This window comes from Micromonospora sp. NPDC047620 (assembly GCF_043205005.1).
Taxonomy (GTDB): domain Bacteria; phylum Actinomycetota; class Actinomycetes; order Mycobacteriales; family Micromonosporaceae; genus Micromonospora.
In genome coordinates this window covers 60,857-81,470 of record NZ_JBIDDG010000018.1, presented here as the reverse complement: position 1 = coordinate 81,470, position 20,614 = coordinate 60,857, and the positions used below count along the sequence as shown (strand labels likewise).

Annotated in this window: 9 protein-coding genes; 3 read left to right on the top strand and 6 right to left on the bottom strand. The window is 72.5% G+C overall.

Annotation, left to right across the window (positions count from 1 at the left end):
• Nucleotides 1–27: 27 nt before the first annotated feature.
• Nucleotides 28–3,228, bottom strand: coding sequence for a LamG-like jellyroll fold domain-containing protein (locus tag ACGF5C_RS22380; RefSeq protein WP_393304423.1), 3,201 nt, complete (start codon nt 3,226–3,228; stop codon nt 28–30).
• Between the two features lie 686 nt (nt 3,229–3,914).
• Here ACGF5C_RS22380 and ACGF5C_RS22375 point away from each other — a divergent pair.
• Both ACGF5C_RS22375 and ACGF5C_RS22370 read left to right on the top strand, forming a co-directional pair.
• Nucleotides 3,915–5,498, top strand: a complete 1,584-nt coding sequence (locus ACGF5C_RS22375) for a class I adenylate-forming enzyme family protein (protein ID WP_393304422.1) — start codon at nt 3,915–3,917, stop codon at nt 5,496–5,498.
• 100 nt (nt 5,499–5,598) lie between these two features.
• Nucleotides 5,599–7,752, top strand: a complete 2,154-nt coding sequence (locus tag ACGF5C_RS22370; protein ID WP_393304421.1) for an MMPL family transporter — start codon at nt 5,599–5,601, stop codon at nt 7,750–7,752.
• 104 nt (nt 7,753–7,856) lie between these two features.
• On the opposite strand, the gene ACGF5C_RS22365 is transcribed toward ACGF5C_RS22370, so the two are convergent.
• Nucleotides 7,857–10,253: a hypothetical protein gene (locus tag ACGF5C_RS22365; protein ID WP_393304419.1), complete on the bottom strand. Its 2,397-nt coding sequence runs from the start codon at nt 10,251–10,253 to the stop codon at nt 7,857–7,859.
• A 22-nt stretch (nt 10,254–10,275) separates the two neighbouring features.
• Nucleotides 10,276–11,919, bottom strand: coding sequence for a fatty acyl-AMP ligase (locus tag ACGF5C_RS22360; protein ID WP_393304417.1), 1,644 nt, complete (start codon nt 11,917–11,919; stop codon nt 10,276–10,278).
• A 178-nt stretch (nt 11,920–12,097) separates the two neighbouring features.
• Between ACGF5C_RS22360 and ACGF5C_RS22355 the strand changes: the two genes are divergently transcribed.
• Nucleotides 12,098–17,740 (top strand): SDR family NAD(P)-dependent oxidoreductase, encoded by a 5,643-nt coding sequence (locus ACGF5C_RS22355; RefSeq protein WP_393304416.1) that lies wholly within the window; start codon nt 12,098–12,100, stop codon nt 17,738–17,740.
• A 74-nt stretch (nt 17,741–17,814) separates the two neighbouring features.
• On the opposite strand, the gene ACGF5C_RS22350 is transcribed toward ACGF5C_RS22355, so the two are convergent.
• Genes ACGF5C_RS22350 through ACGF5C_RS22340 form a run of 3 tightly spaced genes read right to left on the bottom strand, consistent with a single transcriptional unit; the run spans nt 17,815 to nt 20,583 of the window.
• Nucleotides 17,815–18,285, bottom strand: a complete 471-nt coding sequence (locus ACGF5C_RS22350) for a type II toxin-antitoxin system RatA family toxin (RefSeq protein WP_393304414.1) — start codon at nt 18,283–18,285, stop codon at nt 17,815–17,817.
• A gap of 31 nt (nt 18,286–18,316) precedes the next feature.
• Nucleotides 18,317–19,342: an SDR family oxidoreductase gene (locus ACGF5C_RS22345; RefSeq protein ID WP_393304413.1), complete on the bottom strand. Its 1,026-nt coding sequence runs from the start codon at nt 19,340–19,342 to the stop codon at nt 18,317–18,319.
• A complete protein-coding gene (locus tag ACGF5C_RS22340) occupies nt 19,339–20,583 on the bottom strand; it encodes an aspartate aminotransferase family protein (RefSeq protein WP_393304411.1) in 1,245 nt (414 codons plus the stop codon). Before ACGF5C_RS22340 ends, ACGF5C_RS22345 begins: the two co-directional genes overlap by 4 nt.
• Nucleotides 20,584–20,614: the final 31 nt, after the last annotated feature.

The window sequence follows — 20,614 nt, the reverse complement described above, 5'->3', positions numbered from 1 at the left end:
CGACGAAGTCGCTGCCGCTGGCAGCTGCTACGGGTAGATCTCGAGAGGAAGGCCGTTGACCTGCGCATCCGTCAGCGCACCTGTCCAGACCCGGACCTCGTCCACCGCGCCGGGCCAGAAACCGGTGGGGCTGCCGTTCGCCGCCGCCCGCCCGATGGTCAACGGGCCGCTGGTCGTCCACTGCGCGTCGATCGTGTTGCTCGCCGCCCAGATCCCGTTCACGTAGAGGTGCATCCGCCGCACCGCGTCGTCATAGACCAGGGTGAGGTGGGTCCACTCGCCGGCCGTCACCGGGAACTGGTCGGGCGAGGCGAGGGCGCGGATGCTGGTCGCGGTGTCGGCGTCGGTGGCCTTCATGGTCGCCACCCACTTGCCGTCCGGCTCGCTGTAGCCGAGGGAGAAGGCGGCGGTACGGGTGCCGACCTGCGAGACGGCGGACGGGTCTCCGACGCCGGCTGCCCGGTCCAGGCGGACCCAGGCGGACACGGTGAAGCTGCTGTCGGTACGCAACACCTGCCCTGCGGTCGCGGCGTAGCCGGTGGTGCCGTCGAACATCAGGGCACCGCTCGTGTAGCCCTCGTCCCAGCTCGCCCCGCCGTGCAGCGTGGCGGTACGACCGTTGCCGGACGTGTCGGCCGTGCTCGTACCGGCCGTCTCGTCCAGCGCCCAGGCCCCTTCGGCGCGCGGCGGCTGGTTGGACAGGTTGCGGATCTCGCTGGCCGTACCGCCGATGGTGCTCGGGTAGACCACCCGGTTCCACACCCGCACGTCGTCGATCGCGCCCGCCCAGTAGTTGGTCGCGCTGTCGGACTTCTTGCCCCGCCCGATCTGCAGGGATCCGGATGCCGGCCAGGCGAAGGCGCCGTGGGCGGCGGTCCCGGCGAGAGCGCCGTTGACGTAGAGCCGGATCTCTCTGGCCGACGCGTCGAAGACACCGGCCAGGTGGGTCCAGGTGCCCGGGGTGGCGGGCGCGTCGGACGCCGCACGGTAGTGCATGGAGCTGCTGCTGCTGTCGATCACCGGCGCCTTGAACGACCACTTCTGGTCGGCGCTGTCGTAGCCGAGAGAGAAGCGGCTGTGGTGGTTGCCGTCCTGGCTGACCGCGGTGCGGTCCTGGCCCGCCGTGTCGAGCCGGACCCAGGCCGAGACGGTGAAGCTGCTGCTGGTCCGCGCCACCGAACTCGCCGAGGCGTGACCGGCGGTTCCGTCGGTCGTCAGCGCAGCGCCGACCCGGCCGCCGGTCCAGCCGGCCCCGGCGCCGAGGCTGGCGGTGCGGCCGTTGCCGGAGGAATCGGCCGCGGTGGCGCCGCTGCCCTCGTCGAACGTCCAGTGCCCGACCGGGGCGCCACGGCCGCCCACCTGGAACGAGTAGGTGGTCCACGGTCCGGGCGAGTGGGCGGCGTCGAGGCTGCGGACCCGCAGGGTGTGCAGCAGCGCCTCGGAGTCCGGGGGAGTGAGCGACACGGTCGCGGTCAGGTCACCGCCGGCCGCCACGGTCCCGGTGCCGCCGGCCGCGCCGTCCAGCTCGTACTCGTAGCTGGCCACGTCGGTGACGCCGTTCGGCCCGAAGGTGAACGAGCCCGGCTGGCCGATTCCACCGTTGACGCCGGTCGCCGGATACGTGCTCGAGCTGATCGTGGGGCCGTTCGTCGGCGCCTCCGGGTCGACTGTCACCTCGCAGGAGGCGCTCCACGCGCTGACCGCGGTGCCGTCCTCGGCGCGTACCCGCCAGGAGAGGGTGCGGCCGGTCCCGATGTCGGTCGACGGGACGACCGCCTCGTGCTGCAGCCCGGAACTCTTCGCGGCGGTGAGGGTCTCGCCGAGCCTGGCGCCACCGATGTCGTACCACTCGAAGCGGGCCCTGACGTTGCCGCCGTCGGGGTCGGCGACGGTCGCCAGCATCCTGACGGTGCCGGGCGGGCCGATGACCGGCCTGCTCTCGCCGGTCAGGCAGGGCTGGTCGGGGTACGTCGTCGAGTTCGTCGGCACGCTCGGCGTCGTGTTGTAGGTGATCGACAGGACGGGGTTGTTGTTGAACTTCTTCCAGCCGTACTTGTCCGTCTCGTCGCTGGCGCGCAACCCCATGGTCACGTTGGTCCAGCCACCCGCCGCGGAGTCCTTCACGTGCTGCAACGTGTTGAACTCGACGTCGGTCGGCCCACAACTGCTGGAGTAGCCGTGCGCGACGCTTCTGGTGTCCATCCGGTAGGCCCAGGTCGGCTGGGCCCTCCAGGTCGTCGAGGCGCTGATCGAGCTCGTCGCCCAGAGCTCCACCGCCCGCGGCGAGCAGGACCAGGAGTGCGTCTCCCGGATGCGGAAGGTGGCCGAGAGGATCTGCTTGCCGCGCACCTGGGAGGTGTCCATGCGGAAGAACGACCGGTAGGTGTCGCTGGTCGGCGAGGCGTAGGGGTCGTTGTAGTAGCCGACCTTCACGTCCCCGCTGCCGTTGTAGTACGGCTCGTCTATGAAGTGCTTCGACACCACGGCGTGGGCCTGCTTGGTGCCGCCCCAGATCGGGTCGATGAAGAGCGGGTAGCGGGTCTTCGGGTCGGTCAGCATCCGCCGGTCGGGAACGACCGCCAGCTCACCGGGACGGGCCTCGACAGCCATCGCCGCCTGACGGGAACCCGTGCCCGGCCCGCGTACCGATCCGCTGTCGGCAACCGCCCCGGCGGCGGCCTCGACCCCCGAGGAGTCCCACATCAGCGGGGTGGGCGCCCGGAAGACGACCCGCCCCGTAGCGGTCACCGCCCTGAGCCCTCCGTTCGCATCCGACACGACGGTGAGTCCCGCGCTGCCGGTCGTGCTCAGACACAGCCGATGCAACGCAGGGTTCGACGCGGCCTTCGCCGACCTGACGACGAGGACCTGCGTGAAGCCGTCCACGGTGGCCTGAACTCGCAGGTCGACCCCGGGCAGCACCTCCGGATACGTCGCCGTGTCGCCGTCCAGGGCCGGCTCGGGCAACCGGCCCGGCCAGCCGAGCCGGAGTTCGTGTCCTTCGCGGTGCAGCCGCGCCAGGGGCTGGTCACCGCCGCCGGAGAAGGCGACCCGCACCGTGGTGGCCGCCGGGACGACGGAGCCGTCAGCCTGCCGGCGCAGCCGGGTGTCCACCTGCGCCCACCCGGCGCCCTGTCGCACCCGCACCGGGTGGGCGTGCTGCTCGAGCGTGAACGATCCTTCGGGGTTGGCGAACACCTCGCCGGTCTCGGTCGTCAGGCTCGGCACCCGAACTCGCTTCCCGGACCGACGCGCTGCCGCCAGGGCCGCCGCTTGTTCACTTCCCGTGGCCCGCGCCGCCACCGAGTTCTCGCTCGAAGGTACCGCGGAAACCCCCGTCGATATCGCCACCACCGCCGTAGCCGGCAGTAGCAGACTCACGGCTGCAACCATCGCGCCGCGAGCGATCTCCCGCCCACGCGTCGCCATCACACCTCGCTAACAAGCCCGTGATCATGAGAAATGTGCCGAGCAGACGATAGGAGAGGGGTGATCACCACGGGCCCTGGCCGAGCTGTCCGAAGGCGGCCATGGCCGCAGGCGGACACCGCGACGCCCACGTCGACGGGGAACGGCGGCCATTATGGCCGGTCGTCGATCCGTCCACACTGGTCGGACGGCCCGGGGGCCGGATGCGTTCGGGGTCGGATTTCCGTCCACCCAGATCTGGTCTACGCCGGACAATGTCGATATCGTTACCGGCCAATTGGACGGCCGATGATCATTCGTCGTCAGCTGACCTCCCCAAGCCCCGAGAACAGGAGGACGCGCTCGTGGCCTCACCCGCTGATTCAACGGTCGCCGGCGACGACGTCGAGCCGCAGCGGCCCATTCCGCGGTTTCTCACCGAGTTCACGCCCACCCGGTGGCGCCGTCGGCTGAGCCCCTTTTCGCGCGTACCGAAGCACTCCAAGATGGGCGAGACCTGGCACGTGGCGGCGAAGACCGCCCCGGACGAGCTGGTCATCGTCGACCGCCCGCCGGACATCGACCCCGACGGAGCCGAAACCCGCACCTACACCCAGTGGGCGGAACTCGTCGATCGCGCCGCGGCCTGGCTGCACAAGGCGGGCGTGCGCCCGTGGGACCGGGTGGCGATCCTCAAGCAGAACCACCTGGACATCGTCATTCTCGGCTGCGCCATCGCCCGGATCGGCGCCATTCCCTGCATGTTCTCCGGCTCCTACGGCCCGGAGGCGATGATCCCGATGCTGGAGCGGCTGGAACGGCCGTTCCTGTTGACCGACCAGAAGCACCTCGACAAGTGCGGCATCACCCCGGAGGTGGTGGCGGAGCTCACCGTACGGACGATCAGCGTCGACGCGGTCGCGGACCGGCCGGACGTGCTGCACCTGGACGACTTCAAGGACGCGCCGCCGGTCCAGCCGAACATGCGCGAGTTCAAGGAACCGGTGGTCATCACCCACACCTCCGGCACCACCGGCATACCCAAGCTGGTCATGCACTCCGCCGAGTCCATCTACGCGATGGCGATCGTGGAGACCGAGCGGTGGCCCAGGTTCGGGCTCCGGCGCAGCGACACGGTGGCGTTCTGCGACCCCTACACCCACGAGCGGCTCACCACCATGCAGTTGGCGATGGCCGCGGTCGGCCCGCGGGTGCTCTACCTGTCCGACCCGCTCTCGCCGAGGATCCGGGAGCTGCTGGCCGAGCACAAGCCGACGCTGGTGGAGGCGCTGCCGAACATCTACCTCGCCTGGGAGCCGCTGGCCCGCGACCCCGCCGGCCTGTTCAGCAACGTGCGCGAGTACGTCAACTCGTTCGACGCCATCCACACCCGTACGATCCGCACCTTCATGGCCGCCACCAAGCGCCGGTTCCCGATCTGGGTCCAGTCGTGGAGCCAGAGCGAGAACGGCGCCCTGTGCATCCGGCCGTTCTTCCGCTTCGTGGTACGCCGCAGGGGGCACCGGCCGCCGCCGACGCAGCTGATCGGCTGGCCCATCCCGTTCCACGCCAAGATGCGGGCGGTGGACCCGGAGACCGGCAAGGAGGTCCCGCGCGGCCAGGTCGGCCTGATCGAGATCGACCAGCCGGGACGGTGCCTCGCCTACGTCGGCGAGCAGGACCGGCACGACCTCAAGTGCAACGGCAGGTGGTGGAACACCGGCGACCTCGCGGTCATCAACAAGTGGGGCGCCGTGCGGATCGTGGACCGGGAGATCGACCGGATCCCCGGCGGCAGCGCGATCGAGTTCGAGGATCTCATCCTCGACCGGATCGACTACACCACCGAGGTCATCGTCCTCCCGGTCGCCGGTGACCTGCCGGTACCCGTGGTCAGCACTGCGGACGACGTTCCGCTGGACAAGGCCGACTGGGAGCGGGCGGTCGCGGACCTGAGCCCGATGGCCCCGCCGATCCAGATAAAGTGGGACGAGTTCCCGCGAACCGGCACGTGGAAGATCCGCCGGGTCGCGCTCCGGGAGAAGCTGCTCTCCGATGCGAAGGCGATCGGCATCGGGCGCTGGACCTGATCATCACCATCCTGTGATCACATCGACGCGGCGCCGGTCCTGACTGTGCCGGCGCCGCGTCGTTCTCCCGAGCACCGCGGTCGAGCGAAGGGTTGCTGTCATGTTGGATCTCCTCGGCCGGCTCGCGCACCGGGCGCGCTGGTGGGTGATCGCCGGCGCTGCGGTGTTCCTGGTCGCCGCGGGCACCTGGGGCGCCGGCGCGTTCGGCGACCTGGCCGTCGGCGGGTTCACCTACGCGGCGAGCGAGAGCTCCCGCGCCGACGAGGTCGAACGCAAGGCGCTCGGACGCAACGACGCGGACGTCGTCGTGCTGTTCGGCAGCGACCGCTGGACGGTGGAGGACCCCGCGTACGCCGACGCCGCCCGGCGCGTGCTGGACGGGCTGCCGGCGGACCGGGTCGAGGGCGTGACCGACTACTGGCGGGCCGGGGCTCCCGCCCTGGTCAGCGCCGACCGGCACGAGACGTTCGCGGCGGTGCAGATCGCCGGCGCCACCGAGAACGAACGCCTCACCAACTACCTGGCCATCAAGGACAGCCTGACCAGCCCGGATCTCGACGTCACCGTCGGTGGGCCGCTGGCGCTGATCGACGACGTCAACAGCCAGAGCAAGGCGGACCTGACCCGCGCCGAGGCGCTGGCGTTGCCGATCCTGTTTCTGCTGCTGGTGCTCATCTTCCGTAACCTGCTGGCGGCGCTGCTGCCGGTCGCGGTCGGGGTGCTGGCGATCGTGGGCTCGTTGGCGGGCCTGCGGCTGCTGGCACAGTTCACCGACATCTCGATCTTCGCGGTCAACGTGGTCACGCTGCTCGGTCTCGGGCTGGCGGTGGACTACAGCCTGTTCATGGTCAGCCGGTTCCGGGAGGAACTCTCCGCGGGCCACCCCGTCCCGGCGGCGTTGCGCCGGACCATGGTCACCGCGGGCCGGACCATCGTCGTGTCGGCGGTGACCGTCGCGCTCGCGCTGGCCAGCCTGGCCGTCTTCCCGCAGGTGTTCCTCCGGTCCATCGCCGTCGGCGGGGTCGCCGCGGTGCTGCTGGCGGGGTTCTTCGCGATGACCGTGATGGCGGCGATGCTGGCCCTGTTCGGGCTGCGGCTGCGGGAACGTCGCCGCAGGCCGGTCGACACCGACCCGGACTCCGGCGCGTGGGCGCGGATCGCGCGGACGGTGATGCGTCGACCCGTACTCATCGGGGGCGCGGTCATCGCCGTGCTGGTGGTTCTCGGCCTGCCGTTCCTGCGCATCTCCTACGGCTGGCTGGACACCCGGGTGCTGCCTGCCTCGGCGGAGAGCCGGCAGGTCCAGGACGCCATCGAGCGGTCGTTTCCGGACAGCGTCACCCGGCCGATCGAAGCCATCGTCACGCTGGACGGCCCGGTGACCGGTTCTCCCGGCCGGGAGGAGATCGCCGCGTACGTGCAGCGGGTGGCCGCCCTGCCGGGCGTACGGCAGGCGGACGTCAGCGGTCTGGCCGGCGACACCGCGCGGGTCACCGTCCGGTTCGACGCGGAACCGATCTCCGAGCAGGGACGGGACCTTGTCGACGCGGTGCGCGGCGTCGAACCGCCGCCCTCCGGCACGGTGCTGGTCGGCGGCGACGCCGCCGGGTTCGCCGACCTGATGGACATGCTCGAGCAGCGGCTGCCGTGGATGGCGCTGCTCGTCGTGGTCACCACGTTCGTGCTGTTGTTCCTGTCCTTCGGCTCGCTGGTGCTGCCGGTCAAGGCGATCCTGATGAACATGCTGAGCCTGACCGCGGCGTTCGGCGCGGTGGTGTGGGTCTTCCAGGACGGCCACCTCGCCGGGCTGCTGCGGTTCACCTCCACCGGCAACATCGACGTGGTGCAACCCATCCTGATCTTCGCCGTCGCGTTCGGATTGTCGATGGACTACGAGGTGTTCCTGCTCTCGCGCATCCGCGAGCACTACGACCTCAGCGGCGACAACACCGAGGCGGTCGCGGTCGGGTTGCAGCGGTCCGGCCGGATCATCACCAGCGCGGCCCTGCTGCTGGTGGTGGTGATCGTGTCGTTCGCGACCGCGAGCGTGCTGGTCGTGAAGATCATCGGTATCGGGCTCGCCCTCGCCGTCGTCGTCGACGCCACCATCGTCCGGGCGCTGTTGATGCCGGCCACGATGCGGCTGCTCGGCCGGCTCAACTGGTGGGTGCCCGGGCCACTGCGACCGCTCTACAGCCGGTGGGGGATCCGCGGCGAGAGCGGCCACCTGGACGCGGAGCGTACGGCCGCGTAGAGCCGCGCCGCCGCGGTGCCCGCGCCCAGGGAGCCCTCGCCGTGCCAGCCCGTCGTGAGGTGCGCCCGTGGCCTGGGGCCGCCCCCAGGCCACGGGATGGAGGATCAGTAGATCAACGCACGGCCGAGGCCCATGTCGGTGAGGCGGGTGGAGTGCACGATGCTCGTGACCTCCACAGCCTTCTGGATGCGTTCCTCCGGCGTGGTGTCGACCAGCCGCCGCCCCTCCCACACCTCGTAGTCACCGATGGTGGCCAGGTGCGGGGCGATGCCTTCCTGGAACCAGTTCTCCCAGCGCGTGAGCTGGTCGGACACCGGCAACTGCTCCCACAGCCGCATGCCGTCGCGGATGAGCTCGACGAGGCGTTCCTTCTCGTCGGGGTGCCGCTGCACGTGCTCGCGGATGATCGACGTGCCGACGGCCAGGTGGCGCACCTCGTCGATGGCGGCGCCCTTCTCCATGTCCGCCATCCGCGGGTCGAGCGGTCGCCACTTGCGCTCGCTGAGTTCGAACGACGGGGCGAGGAAGCCTTCGACCAGGATCGTCAGCAGCACCACGCCGCCGACGAAGTCCTGTTGCTCGCGCACGATCGGCATGCCGTACTCCTCCAACGGATCGAGGATGGTCGCCTTGTCGTGCGCGGTCTGTCGGGCGATGACGGCGGCGACGTCGTGCTCGTCGATGCCGAGGTTCCGCAGGTGGTTTCGGAAGATCATCGCGTGCCGGGTCTCGTCCATCAGCTGGGTGGCGTAGAACTCGGCGGTCGTGGAGTCCGGCGCGCACGCCACGATGTGACCGATCGCGCGGGCCGCCCGCTCCTCGGCCAGCGCGCGGAACGCGACCTCCTGGATCAGCGCGTCCCGCAGCGGGCCCGGCTCGTGCAGGAAGTCCGGGGTCACCAGCTCCGGCGGGTAGCCGACGATGTTTCCGCGCAGCGTGCGCTGCGGGACGTTGGCGAACCAGTACCGCAGGTCGCAGTCGCGTGCGGTCAGCCGGATGCCCTCCGCGCCGTCGAACAGGGAGGACGCCTGGTCCCAGTCGGCGGCGTCGTCCGCCGTCATTCCCGACCGTCCGTCGGTGCGGGGGGCGGCGGGCTGCGGGCTGTACGTGACCACCGGCTGCGGGCGGGGGCCGGGCACGGTGACCGGTGCCGCGGCCTCGACGGGCCGGGTGGAGGCCGGGTCCTGGACCGGGTGGACCGCGAGGCTGGGCGTGGGTGCGCCGACCGGCGGGGCAACGGACGACTGCGGCGCCGGTGCCCGCACCGCCTGTGGGTCCGGTGGCTGCGCGGCCGGCACCGCCGGTGCCTGCACGGACGGCTGCGGCGCCGCCGGTGGCTGCGCGGCCGGTGCCGGGGCGCTGTCGTTCATGATGAACGGGCGGGTGCCGTCGAGGTAGTCGACCAGCGGCGACGCGACGCTGGCCCGCGACGGCGGGTGGAACGCGACGCACTGGCAGGCCGCGACCAGATAGGCCACCTCGGGGGAGCGGATGAACGACATGCCCCCGAGCATCTCGACCGCCTGGCGGGCGGCGTCGGTGATGGCGTCCTGCGTGCCGTAGCGGGCCATCAGGACACGGGCCAGCGCGTCGTTGTCCGTCTCGCCGGCCTGCATGGCGCGGGCCGCGCCCTCCAGCAGCTGCGTCGCCGTCTCCAGCCGGGTGCCCAGCGCGGCGCGGTCGGTGACCGCGCCGCGCCCGGCGGCCAACGCGCGTTCGACGAGCGCGCTGGCCATGCCCAGGTACGACGCGGTGATGAGCAGCTCGAACCAGATGAACCCGACGGTCTGCAGGTCGTCGAGCATCCCGTCCGGGCCGTTCTCGGTCGGGATGACCAACTCCTCCTCGATGAACACGTCGGTCAGCCGGACCTCGTCGCTCTCCGCGCCGGCGAGCACGCTGCTGCCCCAGAACGGGTGCCGGGTGATGCCGCGCAGCGTGGCCGGCATGAGCAGGAAGGCCGTCTGCTGGCCGCCGCCCGGTGCGGGCACCGCCACGCTGGCCGTCAGCAGGTCCATCGAGTGGCTCAGGCTGCACGGTTTCTTCGCCCCGTTGATCCGGTAGCCGCCGTCCACCGGCGTCGCCGTCATCGTGGGGGAGAGGATCCCCTGGGCCGGGCGGCCCTCGGCGAAGCCCGAGGAGACCAGCAGGTTGCGGCTGGTGATCGCCTCCAGCAGGGCCCACTCCATGCCCGAGTTCTTGATGCTCTCGGCGAAGGTGAACAGCGTCGCCACGGAGAAGTGGTGCATCGTGGTCGCGACCGCCAGCGACGGCGCGTGGGCGCCGATCGCGCGGGTGACCCGTACCGCGTCCAACGGGGACGCGCCGAGCCCGCCGTAGTCCTTCGGGATCACCAGGCTCGGGCCGCCGCTGGCCCGGAACACCGGCAGCGTGCCGCCGCCGGAGGCTTCCCGTTGCTCGAACGGGACCTTCGACAACCCGTCGAGCAACCCCGGCAGGTACGACTCGCAGAGGGCACGGGCCTGATCAAGGGATCGCACAGCTTCCTCCGGGGGCGGATGGTCAACGAGGGATGAGCGAGCGGGCCGCCGCGCGGCGCAGCTTGCCCGACGGGGTCTTCGGAAGGCTGCCCGGCGGCAGCACCACGACCTCCGCCGGACGGGCGTCGACATCGGCGAGGACCCGGTTGGCGATCGCGTCGGACAGCGCCCTCTCGGCGGCCGGGTCACCGACCAGGCGTGACTCGACCAGCACCGCGAACGACTCCCGCGCCACCCCGTCGCCGGCCATCAGTCGTACCGCCGCGACGTTGCCGTCCCGGACGCCGTCGACGCCGGCGGCCGCGCGCTCGATGTCGGTGGGATAGATGTTGCGACCGCCCATGATGACGACGTCCTTGCGGCGACCGCAGACCACGATCTGACCGTCGACCAGGTAGCCCTCGTCGCCGATGTCCAACCAGCCGTCGTCGTCCAGGGCCGGGGCCGGACCGTCCTCGGTGAGGTAGCTCCTCGTCACCGAGTCGCCGCGCAGCTGCAACCGGCCGACCTCACGGTCGCCCAGCTCGGCGCCGGAGTCGTCGACGACCCGCACGGTCACGCTCGGGTGGGCGGCGCCGAGCATGGGCAGCCGGCGCACGGCGGTCGGGTGGTCGTCGCTCGCCGGTACCGCCCGCCGGTTCTTCTCCAGTTCCAAGGCGTCGACGGTGTCGAGAAGCATCGGATCCGACAGCGCCGACAGCGAGATGACCAGGGCGCTCTCCGCCGCGCCGTAGCAGCAGTTCACCGCCTCCGGCCGCAGGCCGAACCGGGCGCCGGCCGCGACGAACGCCTCGACCGTCGACGGGTCGATCGGCTCCGCGCCGTTGCACAGGGCCTTCAACCGGGACAGGTCGAGCGAACCGGCGTCGGCGCGGGCGAGCTGCCGGGTCAGGATCGCGTACGCGAAGTTCGGCGCGGCGGTGATCGTGCCGCCGTACCGGCTCATCAGTTCCGCCCACACCATCGGACGGCCGAGGAACTCCGCGGGCGTGACCATTACCAGGTCGATGCCGGTGAACATGGGCAGCAGCAGACAGCCGACCATGCCCATGTCGTGGAAGAGCGGCAGCCAGCTGACCAGCACGTCGTTGTCGCCGCACTCGAGGTGGGCGGCGGTGTCGACGAGGTTGGCGTGGATGTTGCGGTGGGTGATCCGCACCGCCTTCGGCTCGGCGGTCGAGCCGCTGGTCAACTGGAGCAGCGCGGTGTCGTCCTCGGCGGCGGGCACGACGGTGAACTCCCGGTCGCTGTCCAGGTCGCCGATCATCCGGTGGGGGACGCCCTGCTCGCGCAGCACGTCGGCCATCGCCTCGAACGGGGCGCCCACCAGCACCAGACGCGCGTCGATCATGCGCAGGACACGCAGCGTGTCGTCGCGCCAGACGGACAGGTCGGTCCGCGGGGTCGGCTGGTGCAGCATGGTCACGCTGCCGCCGGCCAGCCACGTCCCCTGGGCGACCCGCGCGACCTCCCCCGGGTCACCGGCCAGGACCGCGACGGCCTGGCGGGGGGCCAGCCCGCCCGCGACCAGTGCCGCCGCCGTACGCCGGGCCGCCTCGTGCAACTGCCCCCAGCCGCGCCGCACCGGGTTCGCGGGGGCGCCGGTGACCATGCCGCCCGGCGACCGCCCGGCGGTGCCGACGACGGCATCGACGAAACGGCTCACCTCGATCTCGCCTGAATCATGCGGGACAGCGTAGACAGGGCGATCGACAAAGACCATAGATCCTTTGTGGAGTCCGGACGGGCGATTGTGTTGGCCGCCGTGACCGATGGAGGATGACCGCTGCCCGGTGGGTGACCGCGGCACCGACATTGATGATCGCGGAAGGGCGGCCGCCTGAATGGGTGACTCCAGGACGCAGTGGTGGTTGGATGTCGTACGTACCGAGGCGGCCGAGGTGCTCGATCGGCCGCGTGGTGACGTCACTGCCGACGGTGCCTTCGCCGAGCTTGGCTTCGACTCACTGACCGCGCTCGAACTGGCCGACCGGCTGTCCGAGGCGAGTGGGCTCCAACTCTCCGGCACCCTCGCCTTCGACTACCCCAACCCGTCGGCCCTGGCCGGGTACCTGGCCGAACAGGTCGGCGGCCCGGACGCCGGCCCGGGACCGGGGCACCGCGTCGCCGCGCCGATGGCCGGCGAGCCGGACGGCACGCCCTCGGGTGCGTCCGAGCCGATCGCCATCGTGGCGATGGCCTGCCGTTTCCCCGGCGGAGCGGCCACCCCCGAGGACTTCTGGACCTTCCTGGCCGACGGCCGCGACGGCATCGGGCCGTTCCCGACCGACCGGGGCTGGGACCCGCAGGTGTTCCATCCCGACCCCGACCGTCCCGGCTCCACCTACGCCCGCCACGGGGGATTCCTCTACGACGCCGGCGACTTCGACGCCGGATTCTTCGGCCTGTCGCCCCGCGAGGCGTTGGCCGCCGACCCGCAGCAGCGGCTGATGCTGGAGATCTCCTGGGAGGCGCTGGAACGTGCCGGCATCGACCCGCGCACGCTGCGCGGAAGCCGCACCGGCGTGTACACCGGCGTCATCGCCGGCGACTACGCCCCGCGCCTCGGCGCCATCCCGCCGGAGGTCGCCGGCTTCCTGATGGCCGGCAACGCGACCAGCATCGTCTCCGGCCGCGTGTCGTACACGTTGGGCCTGGAAGGACCCTCGCTGTCGGTCGACACCGCCTGCTCGTCGTCGCTGGTCGCGCTGCACCTGGCGGCCCGCTCGCTGCGTACCGGCGAGTGCGACCTCGCTCTGGCCGGCGGGGTCACCGTGATCGGGACGCCGTTGGTGTTCACCGAGTTCAGCCGCCAGGGCGGGCTCTCCCCGGACGGGCGGTGCCGGTCGTTCGCCGCGTCCGCCGACGGCACCGGCTGGGCCGAGGGCGCCGGTGTGCTGGTCCTCGAACGGCTCGCCGACGCCCGCCGGCACGGCCGGCGCGTCCTGGCGGTCCTGCGGGGCAGCGCGGTCAACTCCGACGGGGCGTCCAACGGCCTCACCGCGCCCAACGGTCCGTCCCAGCAACGCCTGATCGCCGACGCGCTCGCCGACGCGGGACTCGACGCACCCGACGTGGACGTGGTGGAGGCACACGGCACCGGCACCCGGCTGGGCGACCCGATCGAGGCCCAGGCGCTGACCGCCGCGTACGGCTCCGGCCGGCAGGTCCCGCTGTGGCTCGGGTCGGTCAAGTCGAACATCGGACACACCCAGGCGGCGGCCGGCGTGGCCGGGGTCATCAAGATGGTGCTGGCGCTGCGGCACGGCCGGCTGCCCCGCACGCTGCACGTCGACGAACCCACCCCGTACGTGGACTGGTCCGCCGGCCCGCTGCGGCTGCTCACCGACGAGCAGCCCTGGCCGGCCGGCGCCCGGCCGCGCCGCGCGGCGGTGTCGTCGTTCGGGATCAGCGGCACCAACGCGCACGTCATCGTCGAGGAGGCGCCGCAGGACGAGCCCGGCGCCCCGGCCGACAGCGCGGCCGTGCCGGCGCCGCTAGTGCTCTCCGCGCGGACCGTCCCCGCGCTGCGCGAACATGCCCGCCGCCTCGACGCCTTCCTCGACGCCCATCCCGACCTGCCGGCCCGCGCGGCGGCGGTCGCGGCGGCCCGGCGTACGGCGTTCGAACAGCGCGCCGTCGTCCTCGACCGCGACGCCCTCGCGGCGCTCGCCGCCGGGCAGGACGCCCCGGCCGTGGTCACCGGCACGGCAGGCGAGGGCAGGCTGGCCCTGGTCTTCCCCGGACAGGGATCGCAGCGACCCGGGATGGGGCGGGAACTCGCCGCGGCCGAACCACGGTTCGCCGCCGCCCTGGACGAGGTCTGCGCCGCACTGGACCGGCACCTGGACCGTCCCATCCGCGCGGTCATCGACGGCGACCCGGACCTGCTGGACCAGACCGAGTACACCCAGCCGGCGCTGTTCGCCGTGGAGGTGGCGCTGTACCGGCTGCTGCGACACTGGGGCCTGCGGCCGGACTTCGTCCTCGGCCACTCGATCGGGGAGATCACCGCCGCCCACGTGGCCGGCGCGCTGTCGCTGGACGACGCCGCCCGCCTCGTCGTCGCCCGCGGACGGCTGATGCAGGCGCTGCCCGCCGGCGGCGCGATGGCCGCGATCCAGGCCACCCCGCAGGAGGTCGAGCCGCTGATCGCCGACCCCGCGGCGCAGCTCGGGCTCGCCGCCGTCAACGGCCCGACGTCGGTCGTCGTCGCCGGCCCGCAGGACGCGGTGCAGACCGTCGCCGACGCGTTCGCCGCCCGAGGGCGCAGGACCACCCGGCTGCGCGTCAGCCACGCGTTCCACTCCCCGTTGATGGAGCCGATGCTCGCGGACCTCGCCAAGCTGGAGGCGGACCTCACCCACCGGGCGCCGGAGATCCCGCTGGTCTCCAACGAGACGGGCCTGCCGGTGGACATGATCACACCGGGGCACTGGAGTCGGCACGCGCGGCAACCGGTGCGGTTCGCGCAGGGCGTACGCCGGCTACGCGAGCAGGGGGTGAGCCGGTTCCTGGAGGTCGGGCCCGGCGGCGTGCTGTCGGCCATGGTCCTCGACTCCGTCGGCGACCTGGACGCCGATACGGGCGACACGACGATCGCCGTGCCGCTGCTGCGCGGCGGGCGCGACGAACGGGACTCCGCCTGGGGCGCGGTGGCCCGCCTGTTCGCCCACGGCGTAGACGTCGACTGGCCCGCGCTGGTCGGCGGGGACGTCCCGCCCGCGGAGCTGCCCACCTATCCGTTCCAGCACCGGCGGTACTGGTTGACCCAACCGGTCCGGCCGCTGCTCGGGGAGCCGGTCGAGACGCTGGACGCCGGAGTGCTGCTGACCGGCGAACTGTCGATCGCCGCCCAGCCGTGGCTCGCCCAGCACCGCGTGGGCGGGACGGTCGTCGTACCGGGCGCGCTGCTGGCGGAGCTGGCGGCGCGCGCGGGCGCGCACGCCGGCTGCCCCGAGGTGGTGGAACTCCTCCTGCGGGCGCCGCTGGTGCTCCCCGAGGCCGGCGCCGTGGAGACCCGGGTGGTCGTCGCCGGGACGGACGGCGACCCGACCCGCCCGCTGACCATCCACGCGCGCCCACCCGGCGGAACGTGGACGCCGCACGCGACGGGAACCGTCGCCCCGGTGCGGACCAGCGACGCCACCCGGTTGAGGCTGTGGCCGCCGCCGGGCGCGGCGCCGTTGGACACGGACGGCCTCTACGACCGCCTGCGCGCCGGTGGCTACGACTACGGCCCGGTGTTCCAGGGCGTCGGCCGGGCGTGGCAGCGGGGCGACGAGATCTTCGCCGACGTGACGCTGCCCGCCGACGCCGCCGGCGCGACCGAGAATTTCCTGCTGCACCCGGCGCTGCTCGACGCTTCGCTGCACGCCCTCGCCCTGCTCGGCGACGCCAGCGCGGACGCCGGGATCGCGCTGCCGTTCTCCTGGACCGGCCTGCAGGTGCACGCCCGAGGCGCCACGGCGCTGCGGGCCCGGCTGACCCGCGACGGCGACGGTGTCGACGTCGTCCTCGCCGACCCGTCCGGTGCGCCGGTCGCCTCGGTCCGGCACGTCGCGCTGCGGCCGATCACCCCCGACCGGCTCGCCCTCGGGCCGTCCGGGTCGGGCGGCGGGTACGAGCTGCGCTGGGTGCCGGCCGCGCCGGTCCGATCCGACCAGCCGGCGGCCTGGCTCGACGAGTTGACGGCCGGCGACCAGGTTCCCGACCTCGTCTTCACCGAACTGCCGCCGGGCGGTGACGACCCGTACCCCACCGTCGCCGCCGCGCTCGACCTGGCACACCGCTGGCTGGCCGACCCGCGGTACCGCGCCGCCCGGTTGGCGGTGGTGACCCGGCGGGCCGTCGGCGACCAGTCCCGGGACCTCGCGCAGGCGGCGGCGTGGGGGCTGCTGCGGTCGGCGCAGTCCGAGCATCCCGGCCGGTTCGCGCTGATCGATCTGGACGACGACCCGGCGTCGCGGCAGGCGCTCGCCGCGGCCGGCGCCGCCGGAGAACCGCAGGTCGCCGTCCGCGGCGGCGGACTGCTGGTGCCTCGGCTGCGCCCGTCGGCCGCCGACAGCCTCGTCCCGGAGACCGGGGCCCCCACTGATCCCGGGGCCGTCATCCGCGTCGGAGCACGGCCGTGGGCCCCGCAGGGCACCGTCCTCGTCACCGGCGCGACCGGCGCCATCGGCCGTATCGTGGCACGGCACCTGGTCGAGCGGCGCAGGGTGCGGCACCTGGTGCTCACGTCCCGGCGTGGAGCCGACGCCCCCGGCGCCGCCGACCTGGTCGGCGAGCTGACCGCGCTCGGCGCGGAGTCGGTGCGCGTCGTCGCCTGCGACGTCGCCGACCCGGCGGCCCTGACCGACCTGCTGAGGTCCGTCCCCGCCGAGCACCCGCTCACCGCCGTGCTGCACCTGGCCGGTGTGCTGGACGACGGGGTCGTCGAGTCGCAGACCCCGCAGCGGGTGGCCGGAGTGCTGCGGCCGAAGGCGGACGGCGCACGGCAGCTGCACGAGCAGACCCGCGAGTGCGACCTGGCCGCGTTCGTGCTCTTCTCCTCCGCCGCCGGCCTGCTCGGCTCGCCCGGGCAGTCGGGTTACGCCGCCGCCAACGCCTACCTCGACGCCCTGGCCGAGCAGCGGCGCGCGCAGGGGCTGCCGGGGCAGTCGCTGGCGTGGGGCCTGTGGGAGCTGCCGGACGGGATGGCCGAGCAGGTCAGGGACACCGGCCTGCGTCGCATGCGCGGGATCGGGCTGACGCCGTTGCCGCCGGGGCGTGGACTGGCTTTGCTGGAACGGGCGCTCGACTCGGACGCGGCGACGCCGGTCCTCGTCGACGTGGACAGCGCCCTGCTCGACGGGCACGACCGGCGGTCGGTGCCGCCGGTGCTGCACGACCTGATGACCACGGACCGCCCGGCCGGCGCGGACGCCGCCGACCTGGGGGCGCCGGCCACCGCGTCGGTCGACCCGGTGACCGGCGGCGCGCCCGGCCCGGCCGGTGGCACCCGGGCGGGAGGCACGGACCTCGCCAGGACCCTGCCCGGGCTCGCTCCCGCCGAACAGGACCGGGTGCTGCGCGAGATGGTGCTCGCCGAGGCCGCCAGGGTTCTCGGCCACACCTCCGCCGCCGACCTGGACGCCACCCGGAGCCTGCCCGAGCTCGGATTCGACTCGCTGACGGCGGTCGAGCTGCGTAACCGGCTCGCCACCGCGACCGGGCTGACCCTGCCAGCGACCCTGGTGTTGGACTACCCGAACGTGCGGGAACTGGTCGGCTACCTACGCGGTGAGCTGCTACCCGAGCAGACGTCCACCGCGCTCGGGGTGCTGGAGGAGTTGACCCGGCTGGAGTCCAGCCTGGCCAACCTGACGATGGACGGTGTGGCGCGCAAGCGGCTCGCCGACGCCCTGAACCAGCTGCTGTCGCTGGTCGACACCGAGTCGGACAAGGTCGACGCGGCGAAGGACGACTTCTTCGACCTGCTCGACTAGGAGACCGCCTCGGCCGTCGACAAAGCGGGCCGTCTTCCAGCCGATCGGGCGGCTGGAGGACGGCCCGCGGTCGCTCAGCCGAGCGGGGCGGCCTCCACCACGGTGACCTCGATGTCGGAGCCGAACAGCCCGCGCAGGATGTCCCGGATCGAGTCGCGCATCGCCGCGCACGCCACCGGGTCGATCAGGCTCGCCAGGGAGGCGATGCCCAGGTCGAATCGGCTGTCGAACTCGACCCGTACCCCCTCGTCGGCCTCGACGACCAGCCACGAGCCGGTGAACGTCGCGAAGTCGCCCGTGGTCTGTTCGAAGTCGATGCGGCGGCTGACCGGGTCGATCTCGTCGCGTTCGGTCCAGACGAGGATGCCCCGGCGGAAGTTCACCTCCCACTTCGACTCCACCTGGGTCGGGCTGACCTGGGTCACCCCGACCGTCCGTACGGTGTCGGTGAACTCCGGATACGCGGCGAAGTCGGCCAACCGGTCGAACGACTCCTTGGCGTCTGCCCTGGGCAGCAGAGCGTGCACGATGACGGAGCACTCCATCGCGGGTGGCCTCCTCAGCTCGGGTTGACGATCACTGCTGCAACCCCCGGATCAGGTGACGCAGGCTGACCCGCCACGCGTCCTCGGCCTGCGCCGGGGTCATCGCGTCCGGTCCGCCGGGAATCGTGCCGAACGACGTCGGCAGCAGTTCGGGGATGATGACCAGCCCGCAGACGGCCACCACGCCGTCCAGCCGCGCCAGGTCCTCGGGAGGAAGGACGTCCGCGAACGCCGGCCGGACCAGCCGGTCCACGATGGATGGATCCGCGATCCGGCCGTCGGGTATGTCCATGCCGCACTCGCGGGCGGTCTCCGTCACCAGTTCGAGGTAACGCTCGACCGGGATGCCGGCGGGCCCGGCGGTCAGCCAGTAGTCGCCCTTGCGCAGGTCGGCGTCGAGCACCGCGCGGATTCCCCGCGCGACCATGTCCTGGGGGACGAGGTCGAAGAACGTGCCGGGATGCGCCGGGATGAACGGCAGCTTGCCGGTCACCAGGTACTCGGCGAGCTGGTGCACTCCCTGGGGCTGACGGATGACGCCGGTACGGGAGTCGCCGATGACGATCGCCGGCCGGACGATCACCGCGTCGATGCCGCTGTCGCGGACGGTCTGCTCGCCGAGGTACTTCGACGTGACGTACTCGTCGGTCCGCGCGGCCACCTTCTCGGTGCCCAGCCTGCCGCCGCCACCGGCCCGGCCGTACCGGGACACGTAGGCGGTGCTGACGTGGACCAGGGGCGCGTCCGCCTCGGCGGCGAACTCGACGACCCGGCCGAGGCCCTCGATGTTGAGCCGGTCCACCTCCGCCTGGTCGGCGGAGAAGTTGACGATGGCGGCCGAGTGGACCACCGCGTCGACCTCGGCGCACAGCTCGCGGTAGGCGCGGCGGTCGAGCCCGAGCGAGGGGGCGTGCAGGTCCAGCCGGACCACCCGGTTCGAGCCGCCCGGCAGGCGTCGGTAGGCGGCGGCGATCACGTCGTACCCGGAGAGTTCGGCCAGTACGGCGGTGCCCACGACGCCGCTGGCCCCGGTGACCAGGACGGTACGTCGCGTCATGCGGGGGAGTCGCTTCCGGTGGCGGGGAAACGCGCGGCCAGGGCGGCGCAGGCCCGCTCGAACGAGGCGACCAGCCGGTCCTCCTCGTCGGGGGTCATCGTGGCGGGCGGGGTGAGCCGCAGCACCGGGTGCGCGTTCATCGAGTGGTTGACGACCACGTCGTTGTCGAGCAGGTCCATCAGGAACTCCGCGGCGTGCATTCCGGAGCGGAACTCCACTCCGATGAGCAGCCCGGCGCCGCGTACGTCGGCCACCAGGTGCCCGATCGGCCGCACCGTCCCGGTGATCGCCGCGAGTAGCCGCGCGCCCAGGTCGGCCGCCCGCTCCACCAGCTTCTCCTCCCTGATCACCTCGACCGTGGCGCGGACGGCGGCCATGGCGAGGGGGTTCGCGGAGAACGTGGACGTGTGCAGGTAGGGGTCCTTGTCGAACGGGGCGAACGCCTCCTCGGTCGCCAGGGTCGCCGCGACCGGCACCAGCCCGCCGCTGAGCGCCTTGCCGACCAGCAGGACATCCGGCCGTACGCCGTCGCGGTCCGCCGCCCACCAGGTCCCGAGCCGCCCCAGCCCGGTCATCACCTCGTCCAGGACGAGCATCGCCCCCCGATCGCGGCACAGCGCCTCGACCGCCTTGAGATAGCCGGGCCGGGGGATGATCACCCCGCCCTCGCTCTGCACCGGTTCGACGACCACGCAGACGTCACGGTCGACGACGGCGGCCAGTTCGTCCAGGTCGCCGAACCTGACGTGGGTGACCTCGGGCAGCAGCGGGCGGAACGGGTCCTGATAGAGCGACCGCGCGGTGAGCGACAGCGCGCCGACCGTCTTGCCGTGGTATCCGCTGTGCATGGAAACCAGCCGGTGCCGCCCGTTCGCCCGGGCGATCTTGATCGCGGTCTCCACCGCCTCCGCGCCCGAGTTGGAGAAGTGCACCTTGACCAGGCCCTCCGGCGCCACCGAGGTCAACGCCTCGGCGGCCCGGGCGGCGGGCTCGTTCAGCAGCACCCGGGTGGACAACGCCTGCCGTTCGAGCTGGTCGCGTACCGCCGTGAGCACGACCGGATTCCCGGCACCGACGAAGAACACGCCGTAGCCGGCGCAGTTCAGCAGTTGACGACCGTCCGCGGTGTGCACCACGGTGCCCGTGGCGCCGACCTCCAGTGGTGTGTGGAGCATGGCGGCGACCCGACCCAGCCCCTCGCCGAGATGGCGGCGGTAGATATCGAAGACACTGGAGGACACGGCGGAAGTCTGCCCGAACGGCACCAACCGA